This is a genomic window from Sphingomonas cannabina, assembly GCF_021391395.1.
Taxonomy (GTDB): Bacteria; Pseudomonadota; Alphaproteobacteria; order Sphingomonadales; family Sphingomonadaceae; genus Sphingomonas; species Sphingomonas cannabina.
On sequence record NZ_CP090059.1, the window covers coordinates 2,829,469 to 2,855,035 of the forward strand.

Here is a 25,567-nt window from a genome sequence, read left to right on the forward strand (position 1 = left end):
TCCGGTGAGATTGGATCGCTGCCATTCCCGCGAAGCCTGTCCTGAGCGCCTGCCTTGGCAGGCAGTCGAAGGGCCGGAATGCTGCAGCGATAGGAAAACTGCATGCTGGCAATCCTCGCCGGCCTGTGTTTCTATGCAGCGAATGCATGCCGTTGGTCGATGTGTCGATAACTGACGGGGAGTGCTCTTATGTCGATCGGACATCACGGACTGATGCCGGGCCGCTTGATTGGTGGCTGCTTTCTCGCGGTTACCCTGGCGTCCTCCGCACCAGCTCAAAACGCGGCGCCGGGAGATACCGGCCGGCCGCGCCCCGGGACACACGCCAAGACGTCGGTGGCGGCTCCACAGCTCCGGGCAACCCAACCCACCTCCCGCGCAGCAACCGCCACGCAGCCGAGCTCCGAGCTGGAGATGGTCAAACTTCAGCAAAAGATCAGCGAACGGCAGAGGGCGATAGCCCTGGCCAAAAGCATGGCCAAGGCCCAATCCGAAAGCCAGGCGACGATCGCAAACAATGTAGGCCGCTAATTCTGCTAGCTTCTTAAGCCAGGCTCTCAACCCATGCGAACGCCAGCGGCGCCTCGCGGAAAGCGAATCGGTCGACGTGCCGCGCCACCGCGTCCTTCAGCGCCTCGAGCTGCCCCTCGATGCTGGCGTCGATCCGCACATCGAGCGTCTCGGGCCCGGCGGCGAGCGTCACGAGCGCATCACCCGGCCAGTCGGCGCCGCGCGCGTCGCGCGGGAAGACGATCGTCCCATGCTCGGCGTTGAACACGACAGTGAGGTTATGCTGCCAGTGCTTGCACAGCTGCTGGAGATATTTGCTCGCCTGCGCCGTCGGCACCTTGGCGATCGCGCTGATCGTCATTCGCGGTTCCTCCCTGAAAAGCTGTGCCGGTGGCGTATAGTCCAGCCACCGGCACAGAAGTTGAAGACAGTTCACTTACGCTCCAGCCGCTCGATGCGACGGGTAGCCTCGTCGAGGATGTCGGCGATCGCGTGCAGCGTCTCGTCGTCGACGTCGCTCTGCGACAGCCGCTCGCCGAGCGCCGAGCGCAAATTGCCCATCGCGCGGCGGATCACGCCGCCGCTGGTGCGCTCGCGCTCCTCGCCGAGCTCGGTGAGCCGCGCCAGCAGCGCCGCCACCTCCTCGGCCTTGGCCTCGAGCTCGGCGTGGCCGGCCTCGGTCGCCGCGAACAGCTTGCGCGCGCCTTCCGACTGCTGCTCCTCGGTGAGGCCCATGTCGGCGAGCATGGTGAGCGTCGGATAGACCACGCCCGGGCTCGGCGCATAGGCGCCGCCGCTGCGCTCCTCGATCTCCTTGATGAGGTCGTAGCCGTGGCGCGGCTGGTCGGCAATCAGGCGGAGCAGCACGAGCCGCAGCTCGTTGCCGTCGAACATGCGCCGGCGACCGCCGCGTCCGCCGCGGCCACCCTCGCCCGCCATGTCCCAGCCGAAGGCGAAGAACGGGCCATGGCCCCAAGGGCCGCCCCCGCGCCGGCCGCCCCAGCGACCGCCGCCATGCCATCCGCGCGGCCCGCAGCCGCGACCTTCTCCACGATGTCCGAAATGCATTGAAATGTTCCTCTGATGATTCATGATGCTTCTAAGATATATCTTGAGTCTTATGAGTCAACCCCCATTGCACGTACGACTTTCGTGACTTTCGGGCGCGGCATCCCGAAAGCAGCCGCTGGCCCATCGCCCCCGTCGCCCCTATCTTGGCAGGCCATGGCCGACCTCTTCGCCGCCTTCGATCCGCCCCCCGCCGCCGACGCGCCCTCGCCGGACGCGCCGCTCGCCGACCGGCTGCGCCCGGCGCGGCTCGAGGACGTGGTGGGCCAGGAGCATCTGACCGGCCCGGAGGGCGCGATCGGCCGCATGGTCGCGGCAGGACGCCTGTCGTCGATGATCCTCTGGGGCCCGCCCGGCACCGGCAAGACCACCATCGCCCGCCTGCTCGCCAACGCGGTGGGGCTGCGCTTCGTCGCCATCTCGGCAGTGTTCTCAGGGGTGGCCGATCTCAAGAAAGCCTTCGCCGAGGCCCGCCAGGCCGCCCGCGCCGGCCAGCGCACGCTGCTGTTCGTGGACGAGATCCACCGCTTCAACCGCGCCCAGCAGGACGGCTTCCTGCCCTATGTCGAGGACGGCACCGTCACCCTGGTCGGCGCCACCACCGAGAACCCTTCGTTCGAGCTCAACGCCGCGCTGCTGAGCCGCGCCCAGGTCCTCATCCTCCACCGCCTCGACCGCGCAGCGCTGGAGAAGCTGCTCGATCGCGCCGAGACGATCATGGAGCGCCCGCTCCCGCTCACTCCTGCCGCCCGCGACGCGCTGGTGGCGAGCGCGGACGGTGACGGCCGCTTCCTCCTGAACCAGGCCGAGACGCTCTATTCGGTCGACATCGCCGAGCCGCTCGATCCCGCCGGCCTCTCCAGCTTCCTCCAGCGCCGCGTCGCCGTCTACGACAAGGACCGCGAGGGCCATTACAACCTGATCTCCGCGCTCCATAAGTCGATGCGCGGCTCGGACCCGCAGGCCGCGCTCTACTATCTCGCCCGCATGCTGACCGCCGGCGAGGAGCCGCTCTACGTCCTGCGCCGCATCACCCGCTTCGCCAGCGAGGACATCGGGCTCGCCGATCCCAATGCGCTGGTGCAATGCCTCGCTGCCAAGGACGCCTACGACTTCCTCGGCTCGCCCGAGGGCGAGCTCGCGATCGCGCAGGCGTGCCTCTATTGCGCCACCGCGCCCAAGTCGAACGCCGCCTATGTCGCGCAGAAGGCCGCCTGGCGGTCGGCGAAGGAGACCGGCTCGCTGATGCCGCCCGCCTCGATCCTCAACGCGCCGACGCGGCTGATGAAGGACATCGGCTACGGCAAGGGCTACGCCTACGACCACGACACCGACGAGGGCTTCTCCGGCGCCGACTATTGGCCCGAGGAGATGGGCCCGCAGACCTTCTACGCCCCCACCGACCGCGGTTTCGAGAAGCGTCTGCGCGAGCGGCTCGATTATTGGGACCAGCTCCGCCGGGAGAAACGCGATGGCTGAGCGCTTCGACAGCTGGGACGACGTCACCGCCTTCGCCCTGGCCTTGCCCGACGTGGAACTGGCGCCCTTCTACGGCACCCCCTGCCCCAAGGTGAACGCCAAGGCCTTTGTCTCGCCCAGCCGGGAGTCCGACAGCTTTCATGTGATGAGCCCGCACGAGGAAAAGGCGGTGCTGCTCGAAACCGACCCCGACACCTTCTGGCAGACGCCCCATTACGAGAACTGGCCCGGCCTGCTCGTCCGCTACGGCTCGGCCGATCCCGAGCGCGTCGCCAACATCATCCGCCGCGCGTGGTGGGACCGCGCGAAAAAGCCCCAACGCACCGCCTTTGGCCCACGTCCCTGATCATTTCACCCATTTCGCCGCGATCGACTGGTCGGGCGCCGTCGGCCCGCGCCAGCCCGGCATCGCGGTTGCGCTGTGCACGCGCGACGGCGGTCCGCCCGCATTGGTCCGCCCCGGCCATGTCTGGTCACGCGTCGACGTGCTCGACTGGCTGAGGCACGGCCTCCCGCCTGCCACGCTGGTCGGCCTCGACCTCGGCATGTCGCTGCCCTTCGCCGACCGCGGCGCCTTCTTTCCTAGCTGGAGCGAAAGCCCGCCCGACGCTCGCGCGCTCTGGGCGCTGGTCGACCACCTCTGCGAGGCCGACCCGCACCTCGCCGCCTCCAGCTTCGTCGATCATGCGGAGGCGTCGCGCCACTTCCGCCGCCACGGGGGCCGCGCCGGCGACCAGTTCGAGCCGGGCCGCGGCCGCCTGCGCGTCACCGAGATCGCCCAGCGCGAGCAGGGCCTCAATCCCTACAGCAACCTCAATCTGGTCGGCGCCGCCCAGGTCGGCAAATCCAGCCTCACCGGCATGCGCCTGCTCCACCGGCTGAAGGATGCGCTGCCGATCTGGCCCTTCGATCCGGCCCCCGCCGCCGGCTCGCTCATCGTCGAGATCTACACCAGCATCGCCGCCCGCGACGCCGGCCGCCCGCGCGGCCGCACTAAGATGAAGACTATGGAAGCCCTCAACCAGGCCCTCGTCTCTCCGGCGATCGCCAGCGCTCCGGTGCCCGGTGCAGGCCCGATCGACGACCACAGCAGCGACGCCCTCCTCACCGCCGCCTGGCTGCGCGCCTGTGCCCGCCGCAAGGAACTCTGGCGCCCGGCCGCCCTCGTACCCGCCCTCGCCCACACCGAGGGCTGGACCTTCGGCATCACATGACGCAAGGGAGCCGGACGCCGGTTTAGCTCAGCTGGTAGAGCAGCGGTTTTGTAAACCGAAGGTCGCGGGTTCGATCCCTGCAACCGGCACCACCCCCTCCGTCACAACAATCCTCCCCGAGCACGCCCGGGGAGGATCGGCAAGCCTTACCACACCTTCACACGCTTGTCCGGCGCCAGGTACAGCTTCTCCCCCGCTTGGACGTTGAACGCCGGATACCAGGCATCCAGGTTCCGCACCGTCTGCACGCGCCATTGCGCCGGCGCATGGACGTCGGTAGCGATCGCGGCGCGCAGCGCCTTCTCGCGCACCTTGGTCTTCCAGCTCTGCGCGAAGGCGAGGAAGAAGCGCTGGTCGCCGGTCAGGCCGTCGATCACCGGCGCCTCCTTGCCGCCGAGCGAGGCACGGTAGGCCTCGTAAGCAGCGGTCAGCCCGGCGACGTCGGCGATATTCTCGCCCAGCTCCTGCTTGCCATTGAGGTGCAGCCCCGGCAGCGCCTCATAGGCGTCGTACTGCGCCGCCAGCGCCGCGCCCGCCTTCTCGAACCGGGCGAGGTCGGCCGGCGTCCACCAATTGTGCAGCTTGCCGCTCGAATCGAAATCGGCGCCGAGATTGTCGAAGCTGTGGCTGATCTCGTGCCCGATCGTCGCACCGATCGAGCCGTAGTTGGCGGCGGCGTCGAACCTGGGGTCGAAGAACGGCGGCTCCAGGATCGCGGCCGGGAAGTTGAGCGCGTTCTGCAGCGGTAGGTTGATCGCATTCACCGTCTGCGGCGTCATCCACCATTCGCCGCGGTCGACCGGCTTGCCGATCTTGGCGATCTGGTGACGATACTCCGCGAGCTCGGCGCGACGGGCGTTGCCGAGCGGGTCGTCGGCACGGATCTCCAGCGCCGAATAGTCGCGCCATTTGTCCGGATAGCCGACGCCGACCTTCAGCACCTGGAGCTTGCGCCGCGCCTCGGCCTTGGTGCTGTCCGCCATCCAGTCGAGCGCCGCCACCCGCTTGTCGAAGGCGGCGACGATGTTCTTCACCATCCCCTCGATCTCGGTCCGCGACGAGGCGGGGAAATATTTGGCGACGTAGAGCTGGCCGACCGCGTCGCCGAGGTCGTTGTTGACCGCGGTGATCGCGCGCTTGTCGCGCGGGCGCTGCTGCGGCGTGCCGTAGAGCGTCTTGCCGTAGAAGTCGAAACGCGCGTCGTCGAACGCCTTGGGCAGCGTCGCCGCGGCGGTGTTGATCGAATGGAAGGTCAGCCAGGCCTTCCAGCTGTCGAGCGGCTCGCTCTTGACCAGTGCCGACAGCTTGGCGATCGCCGCCGGCTGCCAGGCGATGAAGTCCTGCTGGCCCGGCAGCCCCGCCGCCGTCCAATAGGCATCCCAGTCGATCCCCGGCGCCTTGCCGGCGAAGTCGGCGCGCTTCCAGGGATTGTTGGCCTTGTGCGCGTCCTGGCTGGTCGGGATGTCGGCGTGCGCCGCTGCGATCTTCATCTCCAGCGCGAAGATGCGATCCGCCTTCGCCGCCGCGTCGGGCACGCCGGCCAGGCCCAGCATCCTGGCGAGATATCCCTTATAGGCGTTGCGGATTTCAACCATCTCGGGCTTCGGCGACAGGTAATAGTCGCGGTCCGGCAGCCCCAGCCCGCCCTGCATCAGATAGGGCACGGTGCGGGTCGGGTTGTTGAGGTCCTGCGTCACGAACAGGCCGAACAGGTTCTCGGTCGAGAAGTTGGTCGCGTTGAGGGGATCGGTGTCCGCACGCATCCGCGAGCCGAGTAGCGACGACAGCGCCTTCACGTCGCCGACCGCCGCGATCGCATCGAGCTCGGGCTTGAGCGGCGCGATGCCGCGCTTCTCGATCCCCGCCGTGTCCATGAAGGCGGCGTAATAGTCCGCGATCTTGCGCTCGTTGCTGCCGGCCGCCGGATTGGCGTCGCTGATGCTCTTGATGAGGTCGGCGTTGCGCTGCTCGGCCACTTTGATCACGTCGAGGAAGGCGCCGGTCGACGATCGGTCGGCCGGGATCTCCGCCTTCGCCCGCCATGCGCCGTTGGCATAGGCGTCGAAGTCGTCGCCGGGCTTCACGTTCTTGTCGATCGCCGACTGGTCGACGCCGGCGAGCGTCCCGGCAGCGGCGACGCTGGCGTTGTTGGTGGTGGTGGACGAGTTGCACGCGGTGCTGGCGAGCAGCAGCGCGGTGACAAGGGCAAGACGTTTCATTTGAGGATGTCCCCTCCGCAATTCCAGATGCCGCTTGGCTACACCCGCGCGAGACACACCGCCAGCCGCCTTCCCTTAACGCCCCGGCCCGGCTAGCACCTCCGCCCATGAGCGCACCCGTCCTCGACACCCGCCTCTCCCCCGACAGCGAGCAGTTCCGCACCAATGCCGCGCACAATCGCGCGCTGGTCGAGCGCCTGCGCGCCGACGTCGCCCAGGCCGCGCTCGGCGGCAGCGACAAGGCCCGCGAACGCCACACCGCGCGCGGCAAGCTCCTCCCCCGCGATCGCGTCGAGCGGCTGCTCGATCCCGGCTCGCCCTTCCTCGAGATCGGCCAGCTCGCCGCCTGCGACATGTACGAAGGCGAGGTCCCCGGCGCCGGCATGATCGCCGGCATCGGCCGCGTCTCCGGCCGGCAGGTGATGATCGTCTGCAACGATGCGACGGTGAAGGGCGGCACCTACTATCCGATGACGGTGAAGAAGCACCTGCGCGCCCAGGAGATCGCCGAGCAGAACCGCCTCCCCTGCGTCTATCTGGTCGATTCGGGCGGCGCCAACCTGCCCCACCAGGCCGAGGTGTTCCCCGACCGCGAGCATTTCGGCCGCATCTTCTTCAACCAGGCCAACATGAGCGCGAAGGGTATCCCCCAGATCGCCTGCGTGATGGGCAGCTGCACCGCCGGCGGCGCCTATGTCCCCGCCATGAGCGACGAGACGGTGATCGTGCGCGGCCAGGGCACGATCTTCCTCGCCGGCCCGCCGCTGGTGAAGGCCGCCACCGGCGAGGTGATCTCCGCGGAGGAACTGGGCGGCGCCGACACCCACGGCCGCAAGTCCGGCGTGGTCGACCATGTCGCCGAGAACGACGAGCATGCGCTGACGATCGTCCGCGACATCGTCTCGACGCTGCAGCCGCAGCATCAGCCGGGCATCAACCTGCGCGAGCCCCGCCCGCCGAAGTTCGCGGCCGAGGATCTCTACGGTATCATCCCCACCGACGTGCGCGCGCCCTATGATGTCCACGAGGTGATCGCCCGCCTGGTCGACGGATCCGAGTTCCACGAGTTCAAGCCGCTCTATGGCAGCTCGCTGGTCTGCGGCTTCGCGCACATCTGGGGCATCCCCGTCGCGATCCTCGCCAACAACGGCGTCCTGTTCAGCGAAAGCGCGGTCAAGGGCGCGCACTTCATCGAGCTCGCCTGTCAGCGCCGCGTGCCGCTGCTGTTCCTCCAGAACATCTCGGGTTTCATGGTCGGTGGGAAGTACGAGGCGGAAGGTATTGCCAAACATGGCGCGAAGCTGGTGACCGCCGTCGCCACCGCGAGCGTGCCGAAGATCACCGTCCTGATCGGCGGCAGCTTCGGCGCCGGCAACTACGGCATGTGCGGCCGCGCCTATAGCCCACGCTTCCTGTTCACCTGGCCCAACAGCCGCATCAGCGTGATGGGCGGCGAACAGGCTGCCTCGGTCCTCGCCACCGTCCACCGCGACGCCGAGACATGGACGGAGGAGCAGGCCGAAGCCTTCAAGGCGCCCATACGCCAGCGCTACGAGGACGAAGGCAACCCCTGGCACGCGACCGCGCGCCTATGGGACGACGGCATCATCGACCCCGCCCAGACCCGCGACGTCCTGGGCCTGGCGTTCGCCGCGACGCTCAACGCACCCATCCCCGAGACGCCGAGGTTCGGCGTGTTCCGGATGTGATGGGGGAAGACGGCGCCTATTCAATCCTCCCCGAGCTCGTCTCGGGGAGGGGGACCATCCGGCGCAGCCGGATGGTGGAGGGGCAGGCGCGATCGCGCTGTGGCAATGACGCCGCGCAAGGCTGCATCCATATCATTGAGGATATCGCCGGCCGGAATCCGCAACGTCATGATACCGTGCCCCGCCAACCATGCGTCACGGTGCGCATCCAGAACCGGCTGATCGCCGCGCGAATGGGCTTCCCCGTCGACCTCGATCACCAGCCGGGCGTCGCTGCAATAGAAGTCGAGAGTATAGGGTCCGCTCGGATGCTGCTTGCGGAACTTGAGCCCGCACGGTCGCGAACGCAGCGCGGTCCAAAGCAACACTTCCGGCAACGACATCTTCCGCCGCAAGGCGCGGGCGCGTTTCACCCCGCCTCGCTTCGCTTTCGGCGCAACATCTTTGAGCATCGCCCAGGCCCCTCCACCATGCTTCGCATGGTCCCCCTCCCCGAGACAAGCTCGGGGAGGATTTGAAAGGTATCCCCATGATCCTCGCCGCCCTCCTCCTCGCCCAGACCACGCCGACCAAGCTCCCGCCGGCCAACCCCCTCCCCCCGCCCGGCGCGGAGGAGTCGGCGGTGCTCGCCCCGATCGAGGCGATGTTCGCCGGCCTCGCCGCGCGCGACGGCGCGAAGGTCCTCGCCCAGACCCGGCCGGAGGGCAGCGCCACCGTCGCGATCGAGAAGCCGGACGGCACGCGCAGCCTCAAGCACTTGAGCTGGGCCGAATTCACCGGTGGCATCAAACCAGGCCCGGAACGCTACGAAGAGCGCAGCGGCACCCCCGCGATCGACATCGACGGCGACATCGCGATGGTGTGGGCGCCGTACCAGTTCCTCGTCGACGGCAAGGTCCACCACTGCGGCGTCAACCACTTCGACCTCGTCCGCGAGAGCGGCCAGTGGAAGGTGCTGAACGTCACCTGGTCGCAGCGCACCACCGGCTGTGAGGCGCCGTGATCGCCGCGCGCGATGCCCTCTGTCCTACATCCCCCGAATATGCCTAGGCTTGCCGGCAGGAGGAATATTGGAAGCCTTTATTTTCATAGCCCCTGCGCACGAAGTTAGAGAAATTTGCGAAGATACGGAACAGGCAAGATGTTGAAATCGCTACTGATTGCCAACCGCGGGGAAATCGCCTGCCGCATCATTCGCACCGCGCGGGCGATGAAAATCCGCACGGTCGCGGTCTATTCGGACGCCGACTCGAACGCACTCCACGTCCGCCAGGCCGACGAGGCGGTGCACATCGGCCCATCGCCAGCGCGCGAGAGCTATCTCGTCGGCGACCGCATCATCGCGGCGGCGAAGGAGACGGGCGCCGAGGCGATCCACCCCGGCTACGGTTTCCTCAGCGAGAACGCCGATTTCGCCCAGGCGGTGATCGACGCCGGCCTGATCTGGGTCGGCCCCAGGCCCGACAGCATCCGCGCGATGGGCCTCAAGGACGCCGCCAAGCAGCGCATGATCGCCGCCGGCGTGCCGGTGACGCCCGGCTATCTCGGCGAGGACCAGTCGCCCGAGCGCCTCTCCCGCGAAGCCGAGGCGACCGGCTATCCGGTGCTGATCAAGGCCGTCGCCGGCGGCGGCGGCAAGGGAATGCGCCGCGTCGACCGCGCGGAGGATTTCGCCGACGCCCTCGCCTCCTGCCAGCGCGAGGCCGCATCCTCGTTCGGCGACGATCGCGTGCTGATCGAGAAATACATCCTCTCGCCCCGTCATATCGAGGTGCAGGTGTTCGGTGACGCCCACGGCAACGTCGTCCACCTGTTCGAGCGCGACTGCTCGCTCCAGCGCCGCCACCAGAAGGTGATCGAGGAGGCCCCCGCCCCCGGCATGGACGAGGCGACGCGCGAAGCGATCTGCGCGGCGGCGGTGCGCGCGGCAAAGGCGGTCGACTATGTCGGCGCCGGCACCATCGAGTTCATCGCCGACGCCAGCGACGGCCTGCGCGCCGACCGCATCTGGTTCATGGAGATGAACACGCGGCTCCAGGTCGAGCACCCGGTGACCGAGGAGATCACCGGCGTCGACCTGGTCGAGTGGCAACTGCGGGTAGCATCAGGCGAGCCGCTGCCGAAGGCGCAGGACGAGCTGGCGATCAACGGCTGGGCGATCGAGGCGCGGCTCTATGCGGAGGATCCGGCGAAGGGGTTCCTGCCGAGCCCTGGTCGCATCGACCATCTCGCATTGGATCATCGCATTCGCGTTGAAACCGGAGTTGAGGAGGCTGACGCCGTCAGCCCCTTCTATGATCCAATGATCGCCAAGCTAGTCGCCCACGCCGACACTCGCGACGTTGCGCGTACCAAGCTGATGCACGCACTGGATCAGAGCTATGTCGCACCGCTCCGCACCAACGCCGGCTTCCTTTTCGAGTGCCTCGACTGCTCGGAATTCGCACTGGGCCAAGTCGATACCGGTTTGATCGAGCGGGCCGGTGAAGCGTTGTTGCCGGCGGCGGAGCTGTCCCAGGCCGTGCTCGATGCCGCTGCGCGACGCTACCGCCGCGACTGGCTCGATTGGGCGGGTCTCGACCTGAACGAGCAACATCGGCGGGCAGGGCTGTTCGGCTTTCGGCTGAACGCCGCTGCCAAGGATACGATCGACCTCCATGGACGGGGCGGCAAGGGAGTCGGCTCGACAATGGGCTTCGACAAGCCGTTCGGGATAGCTTCGACAATGACGTCGGAGGGCGAAATCCTCGTTACCGATCGCGGTGTGACCTACACCTTCGATCAGCGTCCAACGACGGGCGGAGCAGCGGGTGCAATCGGCGATGGCGCTATCCTCGCGCCGATGCCTGGCCGCATCACAGCCGTCGAGGTCGCGGCTGGCGAGCGCGTCGCCACAGGCCAGAAGCTCGTCACCCTCGAAGCGATGAAGATGGAGCACGGCCTCACCGCCCCGTTCGACGGCATCGTCGCGGAGCTCGACGTCGAACCCGGCGCACAGGTGAGCGAGGGCCGGATGCTGGTCCGGGTGGAGAAAGCGGAGTGAGCTACCTTCCTCTCCCGCTCGTGCTGAGCTTGTCGAAGCACCGCTCTTTTCTTCTCTCTTGCGGGTTGAAGAAGGACGGCCCTTCGACAAGTTCAGGCCGAACGGATTTGGGGGGAACGCGATGACCCTCCACCTCCGCCAGGCCACCATCACCGACCTCCCGGCCATCGTCGCGCTCCTCGCCGACGACGTGAACGGCACGCAGCGCGAGGACGCCTCGCTTCCGCTCGACCCGGGCTACACCGCCGCCTTCGCCGCGATCGCGGCCGATCCCGACCAGGAGCTCATTGCCGCCGAGCAGGACGGCCGCATCGTCGGCACGCTGCAGCTGAGCTTCCTCCCCGGCCTCTCCTTCAAGGGCGCTTGGCGCGGCCAGATCGAGGCGGTCCGCATCGCCGGCGACCTGCGCGGCCAGGGGCTCGGGGGCGAGATGATCCGCTGGGCGGTCGAGCGCTGCCGCCAGCGCGGCTGCCGCATGGTCCAGCTCACCTCCAAGACCAACCGCGCCGATGCGCACCGCTTCTATGAGAAGCTCGGCTGGAAGAAGACCCACGCCGGCTTCAAGCTCCAACTGACGGAGGACCGCTGATGGCCGGCCGCTACTTCGACGAATGGCGCGTCGGTGATCGGATCGAGCACGAGCTCCGCCGCACCGTCACCGAGACCGACAACCTGCTGTTCTCGACGATGACTCACAACACCCAGCCGCTCCACCTCGACGCCGAGGCGGCGCGGGCGAGCGAGTTCGGGCAGATCCTCGTCAACGGCACCTTCACCTTCGCGCTGATGGTCGGCATCACCGTCGGCGACACCACCGCCGGCACGCTCGTCGCCAATCTCGGCTACGACAAGCTGGTGATGCCCAAGCCGGTGTTCATCGGCGACACCCTCCGCGCGGAGAGCGAGGTGGTCGAGACCCGCCCGTCGAAGTCGCGTCCCGGCCACGGCATCGTCACCTGGAAACACCGCATGTTCAACCAGCGCGACGAGATTGTGTGCGAATGCCTGCGCAGCGCGCTGCTCAAATCGCGCGTCCAGATCGTGTGAGCGCGGTCGACGTCGCCATCGTCGGCGCCGGCGCGGCCGGGATCGGCGCGGCCCGGCGCGTTGCGGCAAGCGGCCGTTCGGCGCTGCTGGTCGAAGCCGGCAGCCGCATCGGCGGCCGTGCCTGGACCTTACCGGTGGAGGGGATGCCGCTCGATCTCGGCTGCGGCTGGCTCCATTCGGCCGAGCGCAATCCCTGGGTGCGGATCGCCGAGGAAGCGGGCTTCGCCGTCACCCGCGGCCCGACCGCCTGGGGCAAGCAGTATCGCGACCTCGGCTTCACCCAGGCCGAGCGCGACGCCGCCGGCGCGGCCTATGCGGCGTTCGAGCAGCGCCTGCGCGACGATCCGCCGGCCAGCGACCGCGCCTTCGACGCACTGCCGCCGGGCGGCGAGTGGAACGACTTCATCGAATCGCTGTCGGGCTACATCAACGGCGCCGGGCTCCGCACGCTCTCGATCGCGGATTACCTCGCCTATGACGGCGCGGCGAGCGACCAGAACTGGCGCCTTCCCGCCGGCTACGGCACGTTGGTCGCAGCCAGCCTGCCGCGCCTGCCTGTCGCGATGGCGACGCCGGTCACCCACATCGACCATGCGGGCAGGCTCCTCCGCCTCGAGACATCGCGCGGCGCCATCGAGGCGCGGACCGCAATCGTCACGGTCCCCACCAATGTGATCGCCAACGGCGCCCTCTCCTTCTCGCCCGCGCTAGGCGACCATGTCGAGGCGGCCGCCAGGCTCCCGCTCGGGCTCGCCAACAAGATCTTCCTCCACCTCGACGGCGCCGAGGAGATCGACCCGGACAGCCACCTGCTCGGCAATCCCCGCGATCCGGCAACGGGCAGCTATTATCTCCGTCCCTTCGGCCGCCCGGTGATCGAATGCTTCTTCGGCGGCGAGGGAGCGAAGGAGATCGAGGCGACCGGCCTCGACGGCGCCGCGTCCTTCGCCGCGGCCGAGTTGTCCACGCTGTTCGGCAGCGGTTTCGCCAGGCGCCTCCGCCTCGTCGCCGGCTCGGCCTGGGGCCAGGCGGACGGGTTCGGCGGCTCCTACAGCCACGCCTGCCCCGGCCATGCCGGTGCCCGCGCGGTGCTCGCCCGCCCGGTCGACAACCGCCTCTTCTTCGCCGGCGAGGCCTGCTCCCCCACCGACTTCTCCACCGCCCATGGCGCGCTCGCGACCGGCATCGCCGCGGCGGAGGCGGCGCTGGCAGTGCTTGACTAGTCCGTCTTAGTGCGCTCCGCCGTTCGTGAATGCTTGAACCCTCAAGCGCGGAAAGACGTCTTCAAGCGGCTTGGTATCGGGCAACACATAGACATATCCGCCCTTCTTCTGAAAAAGTGGACGTACGCCCTTGTTATATAGCGCCATGGGCACGTTGATACACCCGAACGTTATACGGTTGTCGTCCGGGGTCGGCGACAGCATCCGCTGGCGACGCCGTTCCTTCCTGCTGGCGCCCTTCGGGATCGGGTGGAGCGCCACCGACGTGGCATAATCGACCCAGAGCACTCTCTGCTTTCCGGCGGCCAATCCATATTTCGCAAGGAAGCGCCCCGCAGGCGTCGTCTTCTCCGCAGGACCGATTTCGGCAAGATTTTTACTACCGACTCCGGGGGTTGCGTCATCCCCGACGGCCACGCCGATCAACACCGGAGCCTTGCCGAGCGGTTTCCCCTTTGCATTGAAGAGGAAGAGAGAAGCGGCCTTCTTGTCGATGATGATGTACGGCAGGGAACCATTATCCCCCGACGCAGCGATCCAATCGGCGACGCGCATCGCCGCCGCCGATCGGATCATCCCGTCCTCGGCTTCCGCACTCTCCGGCTGCGACGATACCGACTCAAGCGGCCGAGCGCTTTCGGCCCGTGCGGGCACGGGAATGGTCAGCGCCAGTCCGGCAAGCGCCGCAAGGACATGGATCATCGCTCGAGGCGCTCGCAATCAAACGATCGTCGCCCCGAGAGGAAGCCGAGGCGGGGGATCACAATCTGGTCAGCATTTGCTCGCTTGCAGCATCAATTGCGGGGTCGCTTACGCTGATTCTCCTGCATCCGCTGCTCGATGCCGTCCACCCGGGCATTGAGCTGATCCAGGCGCTGGCCATTGTTCTGTGCCTGCCCGGATGCCGCCTGCGCCTCTGACAGCGCCGACTTCGCCGTGCCGTCGGTCTCCTGCACTTTTGCCTCGAGCGCATCGACGCGTTGGCTCACGGTGGCGATCTGCTCCCTCACGAAGCCCTTGGTGGCACAACCGCCAAGGCCCAGCGCACCAATCAGGATCACAGCCGCAGGGGCAAGTTTTGTCACGTACGCCGACATCACATTTTTCCAATGGTTAACGAACTGTCACAACCCCAAGCCGAGTGCCCTGGTTCCAACAATCCGATTCTGTCCGGCTGTGCATCTGCTCAGGCGAGTGGATAAGGCCGGCGTTCTCATCCTGCGGGCCCGGTTTCCTCATGCCGATCGCCTTACGCCGCCTTGCGCTCGCCCTTCGGCACGGGATTAGAGAACTCCATCTGATCGTCGACCGACCCGAACCGCAACATCATCAGGTCATGCACATAGCTCTGCTTGAGCCGCCACGGCGCCTTGGTGCCCTGCTTCGGAAAACGATCGAGCGCCCGCTGCACATAGCCGGACGTAAAGTCGAGAAACGGCAGCGCCGCCACTTCCGGATCGCGCACGCGCGGCGTCGCCTGCCTCAGCCCTCGCGCCCGCATCGTGTTGAGCAGGCGGCAGACATAGGCGCAGGTCAGGTCCGCCTTTAGCGTCCACGACGCATTGGTATAGCCGAACGACGACGCCAGATTCGGGATGTCGGAGAACATCATCCCCTTGTACTGGAACGACTTGGCCGGATCGACCGCGACCCCGTCGACGCTGAACTGGAGCCCGCTCATCAGCTGGAGCTCGAGCCCGGTCGCGGTGATGATGATGTCCGCAGGCAGTTCCTCCCCGGATTTGAGCCGGATGCCGCCCGCTGTGAAGCGCTCGATTTCCGCCGTCACTACCGAGGAGGTGCCGGCCTTGATCGAATCGAACAGGTCGGCGTCGGGCACCAGGCACAGCCGCTGATCCCAGGGATTGTAGCGCGGCGTGAAATGTTTCGCGACGATCTCCTCCCCCAGGTGCTCGCGCGCCCAGCCGAGGATGCGTTCCTTCGCCTTCTCCGGATACTTGCGCGCCCGCGTGTAGAAGAACTGGCCGAGCAGCACATTCTTCCACCGCGTGAGCCCATAGGCAATCTTCGCGGGCAACCGCTTGCGTAGCCAGTTGGCGATACCGTCCTCGCTCGGCCGCGACACGACATAGGTCGGCGAACGTTGCAGCATGGTGACGTGGCCAGCGGTCTTGGCCATCTCCGGCACCAATGTCACCGCGGTCGCGCCGCTGCCGATCACGACCACGCGCTTGCCGGCATAGTCGAGGTCCTCGGGCCAGAACTGCGGGTGGACGATCCGTCCCTTGAAGTCCACTGATCCCGCGAACTCGGGCGCATGGCCGCACTGGTAGTTATAATAGCCCGAGCACATGAAGAGGAAGTTGCAGGTGATCTCCACCCGCTCCTTCTCCGGCCCGCGTTCGATCGTCACCGTCCAGGCGGCGTCGGGCGTCGACCAGGCGGCGCTGAGCACGCGGTGCTGGTAGCGGATGTGCTTGTCGACACCGTAGTCGCGCGCCGCCTCGGTCAAATACCTGAGAATCGACGGCCCGTCGGCGATCGCCTTGGACTCGGTCCAGGGTCGGAAGGAATAACCGAGCGTGAACATGTCCGAGTCCGAGCGGATGCCCGGATAGCGGAACAGGTCCCAGGTGCCGCCCAGCCGTTCGCGCCCTTCGAGGATCACATAGCTGCGGTCCGGGCAGCGCGACTGCAGGAAATAGCCGGCACCGATGCCGGAGATTCCCGCGCCGACGACGACCACGTCGAAATGTTCGGCCATTCTGTCTCTCTCCTGCGTACCGATTATTCCAAAATCGGTTGCAAGGAAAGACGGATCATCTTCATCCGCCTTCGAGTTCGTCGACCGCGCTTTCGAGCCGGTCGAGCATCGCGTTCAGGGCCGCGATCTCCTCGACCGAAAAGGTACCGAAGATCCGCGCCTCCATCTCCAACGCTTTCGGAGCGACTTCGGCGTAAAGCTCGCGCCCGGCGGCGGTGAGTGCGAGCAGATGGGACCGTTGATCGTCCGGATTGGGCGTGCGCGCGACAAGGCCGCGCTCGGCGAGCGCAGCGGCAGCGCGGCTTACCGTCACCTTGTCCATCCGCGTCGCCCGCCCGAGCGCCTGCTGGGTGAGCCCTTCGCTCTCTGCGATCACCGCCACCAGCCGCCATTCGGGGATGCGCAGGCCGAACAGCGAGCGATACGTCTCCGCGATCGCATCCGACACGCGGTTCGATGCGATCGACAGCCGGTAAGGGAGGAACGAGTGGAGGCGGAGCTTTCGTGTCATATCCGCCCGACTGTGCGGGAGCGGGCGGCTATGGGCAAGTACGCCTTAGCCTTTCATCTGGCGGGCGATCGCCTTGCGGGTGGCCGCTCCATACGGCGGCTTGAGGCCGGCAAGCCTGGCGACGTCGAGTCTCGACTGCTGGAACACCGCACGGGCGTGGCTGAAGGTCCTGAAGCCGTCGCGACCGTGATAGGCCCCCATACCGGATGGACCAATGCCGCCGAAGGGAAGCTCCTCCATCGAGACGTGGAAGATTACGTCGTCGATCGTCACCCCACCCGAGATGGTGCGGTCGAGCACGCGACGGCGTTCGGCGGCGTCGGAGCCGAAATAGTAGAGGCCGAGCGGTCGGTCGCGGCGGTTCACCTCGGCGATGGCATCGTCGATCGTCTCATAGCGGCGGACGGGAAGGATCGGGCCGAAGATCTCCTCCTGCATCACCGTCATGTCGTCGGTCGCATTGCGGACGATGGTCAGCGGCATCTTGCGGCTGTTACTGGCGGCGAAGTCCTCATTCGCCGGATTGACCGTGACCAGCTCGGCGCCCTTGGCGCGGGCATCCTCCAGCCAGTCGTGGAGGCGCTGGTGATGACGATCGTTGATGACCGAGGTGTAGTCGGGATTGGCGAGCAGCGTCGGGTACATCGCCGAGGCGGAGGCCACGAGCGCGTCGACCACTTCCCCCTCCTTTTCATTCGGCACCAGCATATAATCGGGGGCGAGGCAGATTTGTCCCGCGTTGAGCATCTTGCCCATCGCCACCCGCTCCGCGGTCTTGCGAACGTCGGCGGAGCGGCCGAGGATCACCGGGGACTTGCCGCCGAGCTCGAGCGTCACCGGGGTCAGATTGTCGGCGGCGGCGTGGAGAATATGACGACCGATGCCGGTAGCGCCGGTGAAGATGAGATGGTCGAACGGCAGCTCGGCGAACGCCTTGCCGACATCGGGGCCGCCGGAGACGAATGCCAGCTCCTCGGGCGCAAAATAGCGCGGCGTCAGTTCCTCGAACAGCGCGGCGACGCGGGGGGTATATTCGCTGGTCTTGACCATTGCCCGGTTACCGGCGGCGAGGATGCCGGCGAGCGGCGCCATTACCAGATTGACCGGGAAGTTCCACGGGCTGATCACGCCGACCACGCCCTTGGGCTGGAACTCGACGCGGGCGCGGGCGCCGAGCAGGCCGAGCGGAAACAGCACCGGCCGTCGCTCCGGCCGCGACCATCGCTCGAGGTGCTTCAGGGCATGGCGGAGCGGGGCGACCGAGGCGGCGATGTCGGTGATCATCGACTGTTCGCGGCTGCGATGGCCGAAATCCTCGCTGAGGGCGTCGCAGAAGGCGTCGGCATTGTCCGCAACCATCGCGATCGCGCGCTTGAGGCGGTCCTTGCGAGTGGCGATGGCGACCGGCAGTTCGGCGGTGAAGGCGGCGCGCTGGGCCGCGAGAATTGCCGTAAGATCGGTCATCGGCCCTCTTCCCGGATATTTACTGACCCCAGTGTAAATAGGCTTCGGGCCTTTGGGCAAGGCTGCTCGCGAGCCACAGCCACACGACGAAGGCGCCAGCTGCAAGTAATGTCCCCAGCGGGAGGCGGTCGGTCGCACGCATCCGACGCACCAGCGCCACGCCGAGCCCGAGCAGACAGGCGATGAGCAGCACCGCCGGCAACGCACGCCAGCCGAGCCACAGGCCGATCGCCCCGAACAGCTTGGTGTCGCCGCCGCCGAGACCTTCCCGACCCCGCAGCCGCCGATAGCCGGCCGCGACCAGCCACAACACCGCGAAACCGGCGACGCCACTGATCAGCCGGTCGGCGAGCGGCGGCAGACCGAGGATCGTGCCCGACAGCGCCAGCGCACCCGTCAGCTCGTTCGGCAACCAGAAAGCTCGCAAATCGATCGCAGCCAACGCGAGCAGCAGCCAACCGAACAGTGCCCCCGCCGCCCCTTCCCAGCCCGGCACGGCGAAGCCGGCAGCAAGGCCGATCAGCGCCCCGACCGCCTCGGTAACGGGATGGCTCGGCGCGATCGCAGCGCCGCACGTCCGGCACCGGCCACGAAGCGCGAGATACCCAACCAGCGGCACCAGCTCGAAGCCATTGAGCGTCCGTCCGCAGCCGTCGCATTGCGAGCGGCCGCGGAGCGCCGACCGCCCTTCGGGCCAGCGGATCGCGACGGTGGCGATGAAGCTGCCGAACACCGAACCGAGGAGACCGAGCAGCAGCGGCCAGAGCGGCTCGACCGGCATCGGCTCAGCGGGTCAGCAAGGCGAAGAACTCGGCCGGCGGCGGAGCCTCCGCAAAGGCGGGAACCCCGTCGGGAAGTGCAACCCACGGCTGCTTGCGCTTCACCCAGATATGCGCGCGCGGCTCCAGCCGATCGCTGTCGTCGAGCGTGCCGGCGCGGATGATCCGGAGCTGCGGCCGGGCGCTGTTCACGTTCCACAGCCGCGTATGGCACGTGCCGCAGATATATTGAGTGGAGATCGATCCGCTCGGGTTGGTGAAGGCGTAGGTGACGATGGGCCCTTCGCCTGCCACCTCGTCCTCGCCCACCACACCCTGCATGGTGAAGGCGCTGCCCGACCAGGTCTGGCAGTCGCGGCAATGGCAGCAATAGACCGGCGGCAGCATTTCGAGCGCGAGCGTGTAGCGGCTCGCCCCGCAGCGGCAGCCGCCGGTGACGGTCACGCCGCCTTCTTGAGGTGCCGGCGCCCGAGCAGCTCGGCGATCTGAACGGCGTTGAGCGCGGCGCCCTTGCGGAGATTGTCGGAGACGCACCACAGCGCGAGGCCGTTCTCGACCGTCGGGTCCTCGCGGACGCGGCTGACGTAGGTCGCATATTCGCCGACGCACTCGACCGGAGTCACGTATCCGCCGTCCTCGCGCTTGTCGACGAGCATGATGCCCGGCGCCTCGCGCAGGATCGCCTGGGCCTCGGCGGCGGAGATCTCGTCCTCGAACTCGATGTTGATCGCCTCCGAATGGCCGACGAACACCGGCACGCGGACGCAGGTAGCGGTGACCTTGATCTTGGGATCGAGGATCTTCTTGGTCTCGACCACCATCTTCCACTCTTCCTTGGTCGAGCCGTCGTCGAGGAAGCTGTCGATGTGCGGGATCACGTTGAACGCGATCTGCTTGGTGAACTTCTTGGGCTCGGCGCTGTCGCCGACGAAGATGTTGCGGCTCTGCTCGAACAGCTCGTCCATGCCCGCCTTGCCGGCGCCCGAGACCGACTGATAGGTCGCGACCACCACGCGCTTGATCTTCGCGGCGTCGTGGAGCGGCTTCAGCGCCACCACCATCTGCGCGGTCGAGCAGTTCGGGTTGGCGATGATGTTGCGCTTCACATAGCCGTCGATCGCCTCCGGGTTCACCTCAGGCACGATCAGCGGCACGTCGGGGTCCATGCGGTAGAGCGAGGCATTGTCGATCACCGTGCAGCCGGCGGCGGCGAAGCGCGGCGCGTGCGCCTTCGAGCCGTCGGAGCCGATCGCGAAGATCGCCATGTCCCAGCCCTTGGGATCGAAGGACTCGATGTTCTGGACGCGCAGCTTGCGCCCGGTCTCGCCAAAGTCGATCTCGTCGCCCTGGCTGCGCGACGAGGCGAGCACCGCGATGTCGTCGATCGGGAACTCGCGCTCGGCGAGGATCGCGAGCACCTCACGCCCGACATTGCCGGTCGCGCCGGCGACAACCACACGGTAACCCATATCCGTCGTTCCATCCGTAATCGTCATCCCGGCGGAAGCCGGGATCTCGTGCCTCAGGCCGTTCGCTGCCGCATGAGATCCCGGCTTTCGCCGGGATGACGGTTTAGTGTCGCCGCGCGGTTACGCTTCCCGCGCGCTCTCGGCAACCCAAGCTCTACTTGGGCCCGGCCCCCACCGTCCTATCGAGGAAGTTGAGGATGGTCGTCCAGACATGGATATCCTTCACCGCCGAGTGGGTCTTGCCCGGATAGAGCATCATCTCGAACGGCGTGTTGGTCGCCTGCATCTTCGCGGCGAAGGCCGTCGTGTGATCCAGCACGACATTGTCGTCGGACATGCCGTGGATCAGCATCAGCGGATCGGTGATCTTCGGCGCGTTGTCGATCGCGTTGGACGCGGCATAAGCCTTCGGGTCCGTCCGCGGATTGCCCATGTAGCGCTCGGTATAATGGGTGTCGTAGAGTTCCCACTTGGTCACCGGCGCGCCGGCGATGCCGGCCGCATAGACGCCGGGATTCGCCTCCAGCATCTTGAGCGTCATGTAGCCGCCATAGGACCAGCCGTAGATCGCGATCCGCTTCGGATCGACGAAATCCAGCGTCTTCAGATAGTTCGCACCCGCAAGCTGATCCTGGACCTCAACTGATCCCATCGCGTGCCAGATCGCGTCCTCGAACGCCTTGCCACGATTGGCCGAGCCGCGATTGTCGATCTGGAAGACGATATAACCCTTGTCCACGAGCAGCTGGTGGAGCGGCCCGCCCCAGCTGCGGCTGACGGTCTGGCTGTGCGGACCGCCATAATGTTCGAAGAATACGGGGTATTTCTTGCCGGGCTCGAGCGGCGGCGTGATCATCTGCCAGTGCAGCGTCGCACCGTCGGCAGTCTTGAGGTCGCCGAAACGGGTCTGCTGATGGCTGGCGAGATAGGGGTAATAGGGATGCCCCGCAGCCAGCGCGTTCTCGCTGATCCAGGCGGTGCGCTGGCCGGTCGTATCGGCGAGATAAACTTCGGTCGGCTGCTCCGGATTGGAGCGCGTGACGATGAAATGCGTCGCGCTCTTGTCCGCGACCGCGCTGTTCCACCAGCCGACGCCGGTCAGCCGCGTGATCGCGCCCGTCTTGCCGAGGTCGAGGCTGTAGAGGTGGCGCTCCAGCACGTCGTCCTTGTTGCCGAGGAAGTAGAGCTTCTCGTTGGCTTCATCGACCGCGACGACGCTCGCGACCTCCCAGTCGCCTTTGGTCAGTTGCTTCCAGCGCCCCTTGACGTCGAGGCGATAGAGATGGCCGTGACCGTCACGCTCCGACCACCAGATGAAGCTGCCGTCCTTCATCGGCTCGAGCCCGAAGTCGCCCTCCTTCTCGGGCGAGGTGGCGAGATTGATCCAGCTCTTGGGCTCAGCCTTCTCGCTGAACAGCAGCGTCGAGGCGCCGGTGGCGGGATCGACCTTGAGCACGTCGAGCTGGGTCTGGGTGCGGTTCATGCGCTGGACGAGCAGCGCGGAGCCGTCGGGCATCCACTTCACGCGGGTGAGATAGATGTCCTTGTCCTTGCCGAGGTCGACGCGGACCTTGCCCGAGCCGTCCGGGCGCATGACGTAGAGCTCGACCAGCACGTTGGGGGTGCCGGCGGCGGGATAGCGCTGGTCGAACACCTTGGCGCCGTCCGCGCCGATCGCGGTGCGGGTGACGATGCCGACCGGCGCCTCGTCGAAGCGCTCGACGGCGATATGTTGCTCGTCGGGCGACCACCAATAGCCGGTCGAGCGGTCCATCTCCTCCTGCGCGACGAACTCGGCCTCGCCCCAGTGGACGGTGCCGGCCCCGTCCGGGGTGATCTTCTTGTCCTTGCCGGTGGCGAAATCGAGAATGTGGAGATTCTGGTCGCGCACGAAGCTCACGAACTTGCCGCCCGGGCTGACCGCCGGGTTGAGCTCGCCGTCGGGCGTGTTGGTCAGGCGGTGGACGTTGCCGTCGAGGGTGGCGAGGTAGAGATCGCCGTCGAGCGGGACCAGGATCGAATGGCCGTCGGTCGACCATTGATAGTCGACGATGCCGCGCTGGTTGCCGATGCGAGCGCGCTCGCGCTGCATCTTCTCGGCCTCGCTCAGTTCGGCGCCGGTGCCGACCTTCTTGCTGTCGACCAGCATGCGCCATTCGCCGGTGGCGGTGTCCATCGCCCACAGGTCGTAGCGGTCCTTCTCGTCGGCGCGCGGGCGCAGCGAGGTCACCAGCTTGCCGTCGGGCGACATGGCGAGCGCGCGCGGCTTCTCGCCGGAAAGGTCGGGGCTGGCGAAGACGCGCTGGAGAGTGAGATCCTGGGCGTCAGCAGGAAGGGTCATGGCGGCGACGGTGGCGGCAGCGGCCGCGGCGAGGAGGCGATGCATGGGCGGGTGTGTAACGACCCGCCCGCTCCTCGCCAACCCGGCTCAGGCCGGTTGCGCGGCCGCCGTCCGCGGACTTCTGCGGATGGGCAGAGATCGTCCGGCCAGAATCGAGCGCCACGCCCATTCGACCGGGGCGATCCTGTAGTAGCGCAGATAGACATTCGCCGCCCATAGCAGCAGCGCGTTCACCGCGACGGCGGTCAGCATCCAGACCGCCCAGCTGTGCTTACCATAAAGGCCGAGCGCGAAGGGCGGATAGAGGATCCACAGGCAGATGATCGTCTGGGCGATGTAGAGGGTGAGCGCGGTTCGGCCGGCGGCCTCGAACGGCTTCAGCAAGCCGGCGCCAGCCGCTGTCCGCAGCAGCAAGTGGATGAGGCCGATATGGCCGAGCGTGGTGGCGAGCCGCGCCAGCTCCTGCGTCGCCCAGGTGATCGAAGGGCCCTCGTAATCGGCGAGATCGTTGAACGCGCCGATCGCGCGGATGGCCAGGCCAAAGGCGTAGCAGGCAAACGTCAGGAGCAGGTAGAAGCGCGTCGAACGGTTACCCTGGATCACACCCCATTTGAACAGCGCCGCGCCAATCAGCATCGTCGCCGCCGCCTCCCAGATCCATATCGGTTCGAGGAACATGCCCTCGAGATAGAGGAAGATACTCCATTGCGCTTGCGCCCAGCTCATGAAGCTGCCCGTCGCGGCGGAGCGCCCCTTGTCCTCGGCGGCCATGCGGGCCTCCATCTCCCGGTGCTGCTTGGCGCGCTCGGCCTTGCGCTTGTCCACATCGGCAAGGGTCTTCGCATCCTCCTTGCTGATCGGTTCGCCCGCCTTTTGCCTGACTTCGATCGCCGCCGCGCGCTGATCCTGCAGGCGCGTCATCATATAGCCGGTACCGCCGCCGCCGAGCTGCAGCAGCGCGAAGACCAGGCCGACGCCGAGCAGCCATCTGGCGCTGAGCCGGCGGAACAGGAAGGCGATCAGCGCGGCGAGGCCGTAGGTGTGGAGGATGTCGCCCGGCCACAGCAGGATGAAGACATGGACCAGGCCGAACAGGAACAGCACGACGTTGCGCCAATAATAGCCGCGCAGCACCGCCCACCGGCTCTCCGCCGCCCTCTCCGCCCGTTCGGTCAGGATCACCATGCCGACGCCGAACAGCATCTCGAGCAGGCAGCGCGCGGTGCCGTCGGCAAGGGTATTGCGCAGGAAGAAGGCGATCCGGTCGGCGCCGCTCATGCCGTAGCGGCCGATGTCCACCCACCCCATGAACAGCGCGCCGCCCATGTCGTTGATGTTCATGAACAGGATGCCGAGAATCGCCACGCCGCGCAGGATGTCGAGACTGGCGAGGCGCGGTGCGCCATCGGGCTCGGCGGCGGTGGTCATCGCCAACGGCTGGGCGGTGGTATCGGTCACGCGCTTCCCCCTTTGGTGTAGGATCAGAGTAACACACCCGGACAAGGGTGCAACGCCAAATCGGGGACGAGGAAGTATTGTGGAGTAACTGGCCGGCGCCGGAATCGAACGGGGCGACGGAGCCTATTGCTCCGACGCCCCGCAAAAGGCTCTCGCGATGGAGGCCGCTTATTCGGCCGCCACGGCCTCCTCGGCCTGGCGGTTGTCGCGGCGCTCGGCGATGCGGGCCGACTTGCCGGTGCGGCCGCGCAGGTAATAAAGCTTGGCGCGGCGGACGGCGCCCTTGCGCACCACCTCGATCGAATCAACGTTGGGCGAATAGAGCGGGAAGACGCGTTCGACACCCTCGCCGAAGCTGATCTTGCGCACGGTGAACGAGCTGCCCATGCCCTTGTTGGCGCGGGCGATGCACACGCCCTCGAAGTTCTGGACGCGGGTGCGCTCACCCTCGACCACCTTCACGCCGACCTTGAGCGTGTCGCCCGGGCGGAATTCCGGAATCTTCTTCGCCTCGTTGAACTTGGCGATCTGCTCGGCTTCGAGCGTCTGGATCAGGTTCATGACTTGTCCGTCCTGGTTCTCTGCCGCGCGCCAGAGGGAGAACCGACCCGAGCGCCCTCGTGGCGCTCCCAAAGGTCCGGCCTCCTTAGCCGTGTATCGGTCTCGGCCATCGACTTGCGCCAGGCCGCGATCCTCGCATGATCCCCCGATCGCAGCACTTCGGGGATCGTGCGCCCTTCCCATTCGACAGGTCGGGTATAATGCGGATATTCGAGGAGGCCGCTTTCGAAGCTTTCCTCGTCCCCGCTGGAAGGCGCGCCCATTACGCCGGGAATGAGCCGAATGCAAGCGTCGAGCACCACCAGCGCCGCCATCTCGCCGCCGGAGAGGACATAGTCGCCGATCGAGACCGGTTCGATGGGGCGCGCCTCGAACAGACGTTCGTCGATCCCCTCGAAGCGGCCGCAGAGAAGGACGACGCCGGGGCCGGCGGCGAGCTCGCGCACGCGGGCCTGGGTCAGCGGGCGGCCGCGCGGAGTCATGGCGAGGATCGGGCGCCCCTCCCCCACGCTATCGACCGCCGCCGCTAGCACATCGGCGCGCATCACCATGCCGGCGCCGCCGCCGGCGGGCGTGTCGTCGACCGAACGATGTTTGTCCGTGGCGAAATCGCGGATCTGGACGGTGTCGAGGTTCCAGCGCCCCTCGCGCAGCGCCCGGCCGGCAAGCGACGTACCGAGCGGACCGGGAAACATTTCCGGGTAGAGCGTTAAGACGGTGGCGGCGAACGGCATCGTGCGGCTGTCG

At 67.1% G+C, this 25,567-nt stretch carries 26 protein-coding genes and 1 tRNA gene; 11 read left to right on the top strand and 16 right to left on the bottom strand.

The window, feature by feature from the left end; all coding sequences use genetic code 11:
• Nucleotides 1–189 precede the first annotated feature (189 nt).
• Nucleotides 190–531 (top strand): hypothetical protein, encoded by a 342-nt coding sequence (locus LZK98_RS13550; protein WP_233782901.1) that lies wholly within the window; start codon nt 190–192, stop codon nt 529–531.
• 13 nt (nt 532–544) lie between these two features.
• On the opposite strand, the gene LZK98_RS13555 is transcribed toward LZK98_RS13550, so the two are convergent.
• A complete protein-coding gene (locus LZK98_RS13555; protein WP_233782902.1) occupies nt 545–871 on the bottom strand; it encodes a DUF2218 domain-containing protein in 327 nt (108 codons plus the stop codon).
• Nucleotides 872–942: 71 nt separating this feature from the next.
• Nucleotides 943–1,578: a PadR family transcriptional regulator gene (locus tag LZK98_RS13560; RefSeq protein WP_233782903.1), complete on the bottom strand. Its 636-nt coding sequence runs from the start codon at nt 1,576–1,578 to the stop codon at nt 943–945.
• Nucleotides 1,579–1,734: 156 nt separating this feature from the next.
• Between LZK98_RS13560 and LZK98_RS13565 the strand changes: the two genes are divergently transcribed.
• The 4 genes from LZK98_RS13565 (at nt 1,735) to LZK98_RS13580 (ending at nt 4,363) form a co-directional block, all read left to right on the top strand.
• A complete protein-coding gene (locus LZK98_RS13565) occupies nt 1,735–3,057 on the top strand; it encodes a replication-associated recombination protein A (protein ID WP_233782904.1) in 1,323 nt (440 codons plus the stop codon).
• On the top strand, nt 3,050–3,403 hold the full coding sequence (locus tag LZK98_RS13570; protein WP_233782905.1) for an MmcQ/YjbR family DNA-binding protein: 354 nt from the start codon (nt 3,050–3,052) through the stop codon (nt 3,401–3,403). Before LZK98_RS13565 ends, LZK98_RS13570 begins: the two co-directional genes overlap by 8 nt.
• Nucleotides 3,387–4,271 (top strand): hypothetical protein, encoded by an 885-nt coding sequence (locus LZK98_RS13575; RefSeq protein ID WP_233782906.1) that lies wholly within the window; start codon nt 3,387–3,389, stop codon nt 4,269–4,271. Before LZK98_RS13570 ends, LZK98_RS13575 begins: the two co-directional genes overlap by 17 nt.
• A 16-nt stretch (nt 4,272–4,287) precedes the next feature.
• A tRNA-Thr gene (locus LZK98_RS13580) sits at nt 4,288–4,363 on the top strand.
• A 54-nt stretch (nt 4,364–4,417) separates the two neighbouring features.
• Here the strand turns inward: LZK98_RS13580 and LZK98_RS13585 are convergent.
• Nucleotides 4,418–6,490, bottom strand: coding sequence for a M13 family metallopeptidase (locus LZK98_RS13585; protein ID WP_233782907.1), 2,073 nt, complete (start codon nt 6,488–6,490; stop codon nt 4,418–4,420).
• A 107-nt stretch (nt 6,491–6,597) separates the two neighbouring features.
• Here LZK98_RS13585 and LZK98_RS13590 point away from each other — a divergent pair, with 107 nt between their 5' ends.
• Nucleotides 6,598–8,199 carry a carboxyl transferase domain-containing protein gene (locus LZK98_RS13590; protein WP_233782908.1) on the top strand — a complete coding sequence of 534 codons (1,602 nt, stop codon included), beginning with the start codon at nt 6,598–6,600 and terminating at the stop codon, nt 8,197–8,199.
• A gap of 20 nt (nt 8,200–8,219) precedes the next feature.
• Here LZK98_RS13590 and LZK98_RS13595 read toward each other — a convergent pair whose 3' ends face one another.
• Nucleotides 8,220–8,651 carry an endonuclease domain-containing protein gene (locus LZK98_RS13595; protein ID WP_233782909.1) on the bottom strand — a complete coding sequence of 144 codons (432 nt, stop codon included), beginning with the start codon at nt 8,649–8,651 and terminating at the stop codon, nt 8,220–8,222.
• Nucleotides 8,652–8,728: 77 nt separating this feature from the next.
• Here LZK98_RS13595 and LZK98_RS13600 point away from each other — a divergent pair, with 77 nt between their 5' ends.
• The 5 genes from LZK98_RS13600 (at nt 8,729) to LZK98_RS13620 (ending at nt 13,512) form a co-directional block, all read left to right on the top strand.
• Complete coding sequence (locus LZK98_RS13600; RefSeq protein ID WP_233782910.1) at nt 8,729–9,202, top strand: nuclear transport factor 2 family protein; 474 nt, start codon at nt 8,729–8,731, stop codon at nt 9,200–9,202.
• Nucleotides 9,203–9,340: 138 nt separating this feature from the next.
• Nucleotides 9,341–11,242, top strand: coding sequence for an acetyl/propionyl/methylcrotonyl-CoA carboxylase subunit alpha (locus LZK98_RS13605; protein ID WP_233782911.1), 1,902 nt, complete (start codon nt 9,341–9,343; stop codon nt 11,240–11,242).
• A gap of 121 nt (nt 11,243–11,363) precedes the next feature.
• Nucleotides 11,364–11,831, top strand: a complete 468-nt coding sequence (locus tag LZK98_RS13610; RefSeq protein ID WP_233782912.1) for a GNAT family N-acetyltransferase — start codon at nt 11,364–11,366, stop codon at nt 11,829–11,831.
• Nucleotides 11,831–12,289 carry a MaoC family dehydratase gene (locus tag LZK98_RS13615; RefSeq protein ID WP_233782913.1) on the top strand — a complete coding sequence of 153 codons (459 nt, stop codon included), beginning with the start codon at nt 11,831–11,833 and terminating at the stop codon, nt 12,287–12,289. The genes LZK98_RS13610 and LZK98_RS13615 overlap by 1 nt, the downstream gene beginning before the upstream one ends.
• Complete coding sequence (locus LZK98_RS13620) at nt 12,286–13,512, top strand: flavin monoamine oxidase family protein (protein ID WP_233782914.1); 1,227 nt, start codon at nt 12,286–12,288, stop codon at nt 13,510–13,512. Before LZK98_RS13615 ends, LZK98_RS13620 begins: the two co-directional genes overlap by 4 nt.
• A 6-nt stretch (nt 13,513–13,518) precedes the next feature.
• Here the strand turns inward: LZK98_RS13620 and LZK98_RS13625 are convergent, their stop codons facing one another.
• The 12 genes from LZK98_RS13625 to trmD form a co-directional block, all read right to left on the bottom strand.
• Nucleotides 13,519–14,214: a hypothetical protein gene (locus tag LZK98_RS13625; protein WP_233782915.1), complete on the bottom strand. Its 696-nt coding sequence runs from the start codon at nt 14,212–14,214 to the stop codon at nt 13,519–13,521.
• A gap of 92 nt (nt 14,215–14,306) precedes the next feature.
• Nucleotides 14,307–14,609, bottom strand: a complete 303-nt coding sequence (locus LZK98_RS13630) for a hypothetical protein (RefSeq protein ID WP_233782916.1) — start codon at nt 14,607–14,609, stop codon at nt 14,307–14,309.
• A 152-nt stretch (nt 14,610–14,761) separates the two neighbouring features.
• Entirely contained in the window at nt 14,762–16,237 is a 1,476-nt protein-coding gene (locus tag LZK98_RS13635) for a flavin-containing monooxygenase (protein ID WP_233782917.1), read from the bottom strand.
• Nucleotides 16,238–16,298: 61 nt separating this feature from the next.
• The gene (locus tag LZK98_RS13640) at nt 16,299–16,748 is read right to left on the bottom strand and encodes a MarR family winged helix-turn-helix transcriptional regulator (protein ID WP_233782918.1); all 450 of its coding nucleotides are present in this window, start codon (nt 16,746–16,748) and stop codon (nt 16,299–16,301) included.
• Between the two features lie 45 nt (nt 16,749–16,793).
• Nucleotides 16,794–18,212, bottom strand: a complete 1,419-nt coding sequence (locus LZK98_RS13645; protein ID WP_233782919.1) for a coniferyl aldehyde dehydrogenase — start codon at nt 18,210–18,212, stop codon at nt 16,794–16,796.
• A gap of 19 nt (nt 18,213–18,231) precedes the next feature.
• Nucleotides 18,232–18,993: a prepilin peptidase gene (locus tag LZK98_RS13650; protein ID WP_233782920.1), complete on the bottom strand. Its 762-nt coding sequence runs from the start codon at nt 18,991–18,993 to the stop codon at nt 18,232–18,234.
• A gap of 4 nt (nt 18,994–18,997) precedes the next feature.
• On the bottom strand, nt 18,998–19,435 hold the full coding sequence (locus LZK98_RS13655; RefSeq protein WP_233782921.1) for a GFA family protein: 438 nt from the start codon (nt 19,433–19,435) through the stop codon (nt 18,998–19,000).
• On the bottom strand, nt 19,432–20,460 hold the full coding sequence (locus LZK98_RS13660) for an aspartate-semialdehyde dehydrogenase (RefSeq protein WP_233782922.1): 1,029 nt from the start codon (nt 20,458–20,460) through the stop codon (nt 19,432–19,434). The genes LZK98_RS13655 and LZK98_RS13660 overlap by 4 nt, the downstream gene beginning before the upstream one ends.
• Before the next feature lie 154 nt (nt 20,461–20,614).
• A complete protein-coding gene (locus LZK98_RS13665) occupies nt 20,615–22,846 on the bottom strand; it encodes a S9 family peptidase (protein ID WP_406693348.1) in 2,232 nt (743 codons plus the stop codon).
• A gap of 42 nt (nt 22,847–22,888) precedes the next feature.
• Nucleotides 22,889–24,259 (bottom strand): DUF418 domain-containing protein, encoded by a 1,371-nt coding sequence (locus LZK98_RS13670; RefSeq protein WP_233782923.1) that lies wholly within the window; start codon nt 24,257–24,259, stop codon nt 22,889–22,891.
• 168 nt (nt 24,260–24,427) lie between these two features.
• The gene (gene rplS / locus LZK98_RS13675; RefSeq protein WP_233782924.1) at nt 24,428–24,820 is read right to left on the bottom strand and encodes a 50S ribosomal protein L19; all 393 of its coding nucleotides are present in this window, start codon (nt 24,818–24,820) and stop codon (nt 24,428–24,430) included.
• On the bottom strand, nt 24,817–25,554 hold the full coding sequence (gene trmD, locus LZK98_RS13680; RefSeq protein ID WP_233782925.1) for a tRNA (guanosine(37)-N1)-methyltransferase TrmD: 738 nt from the start codon (nt 25,552–25,554) through the stop codon (nt 24,817–24,819). Before trmD ends, rplS begins: the two co-directional genes overlap by 4 nt.
• Between the last annotated feature and the right edge of the window lie 13 nt (nt 25,555–25,567).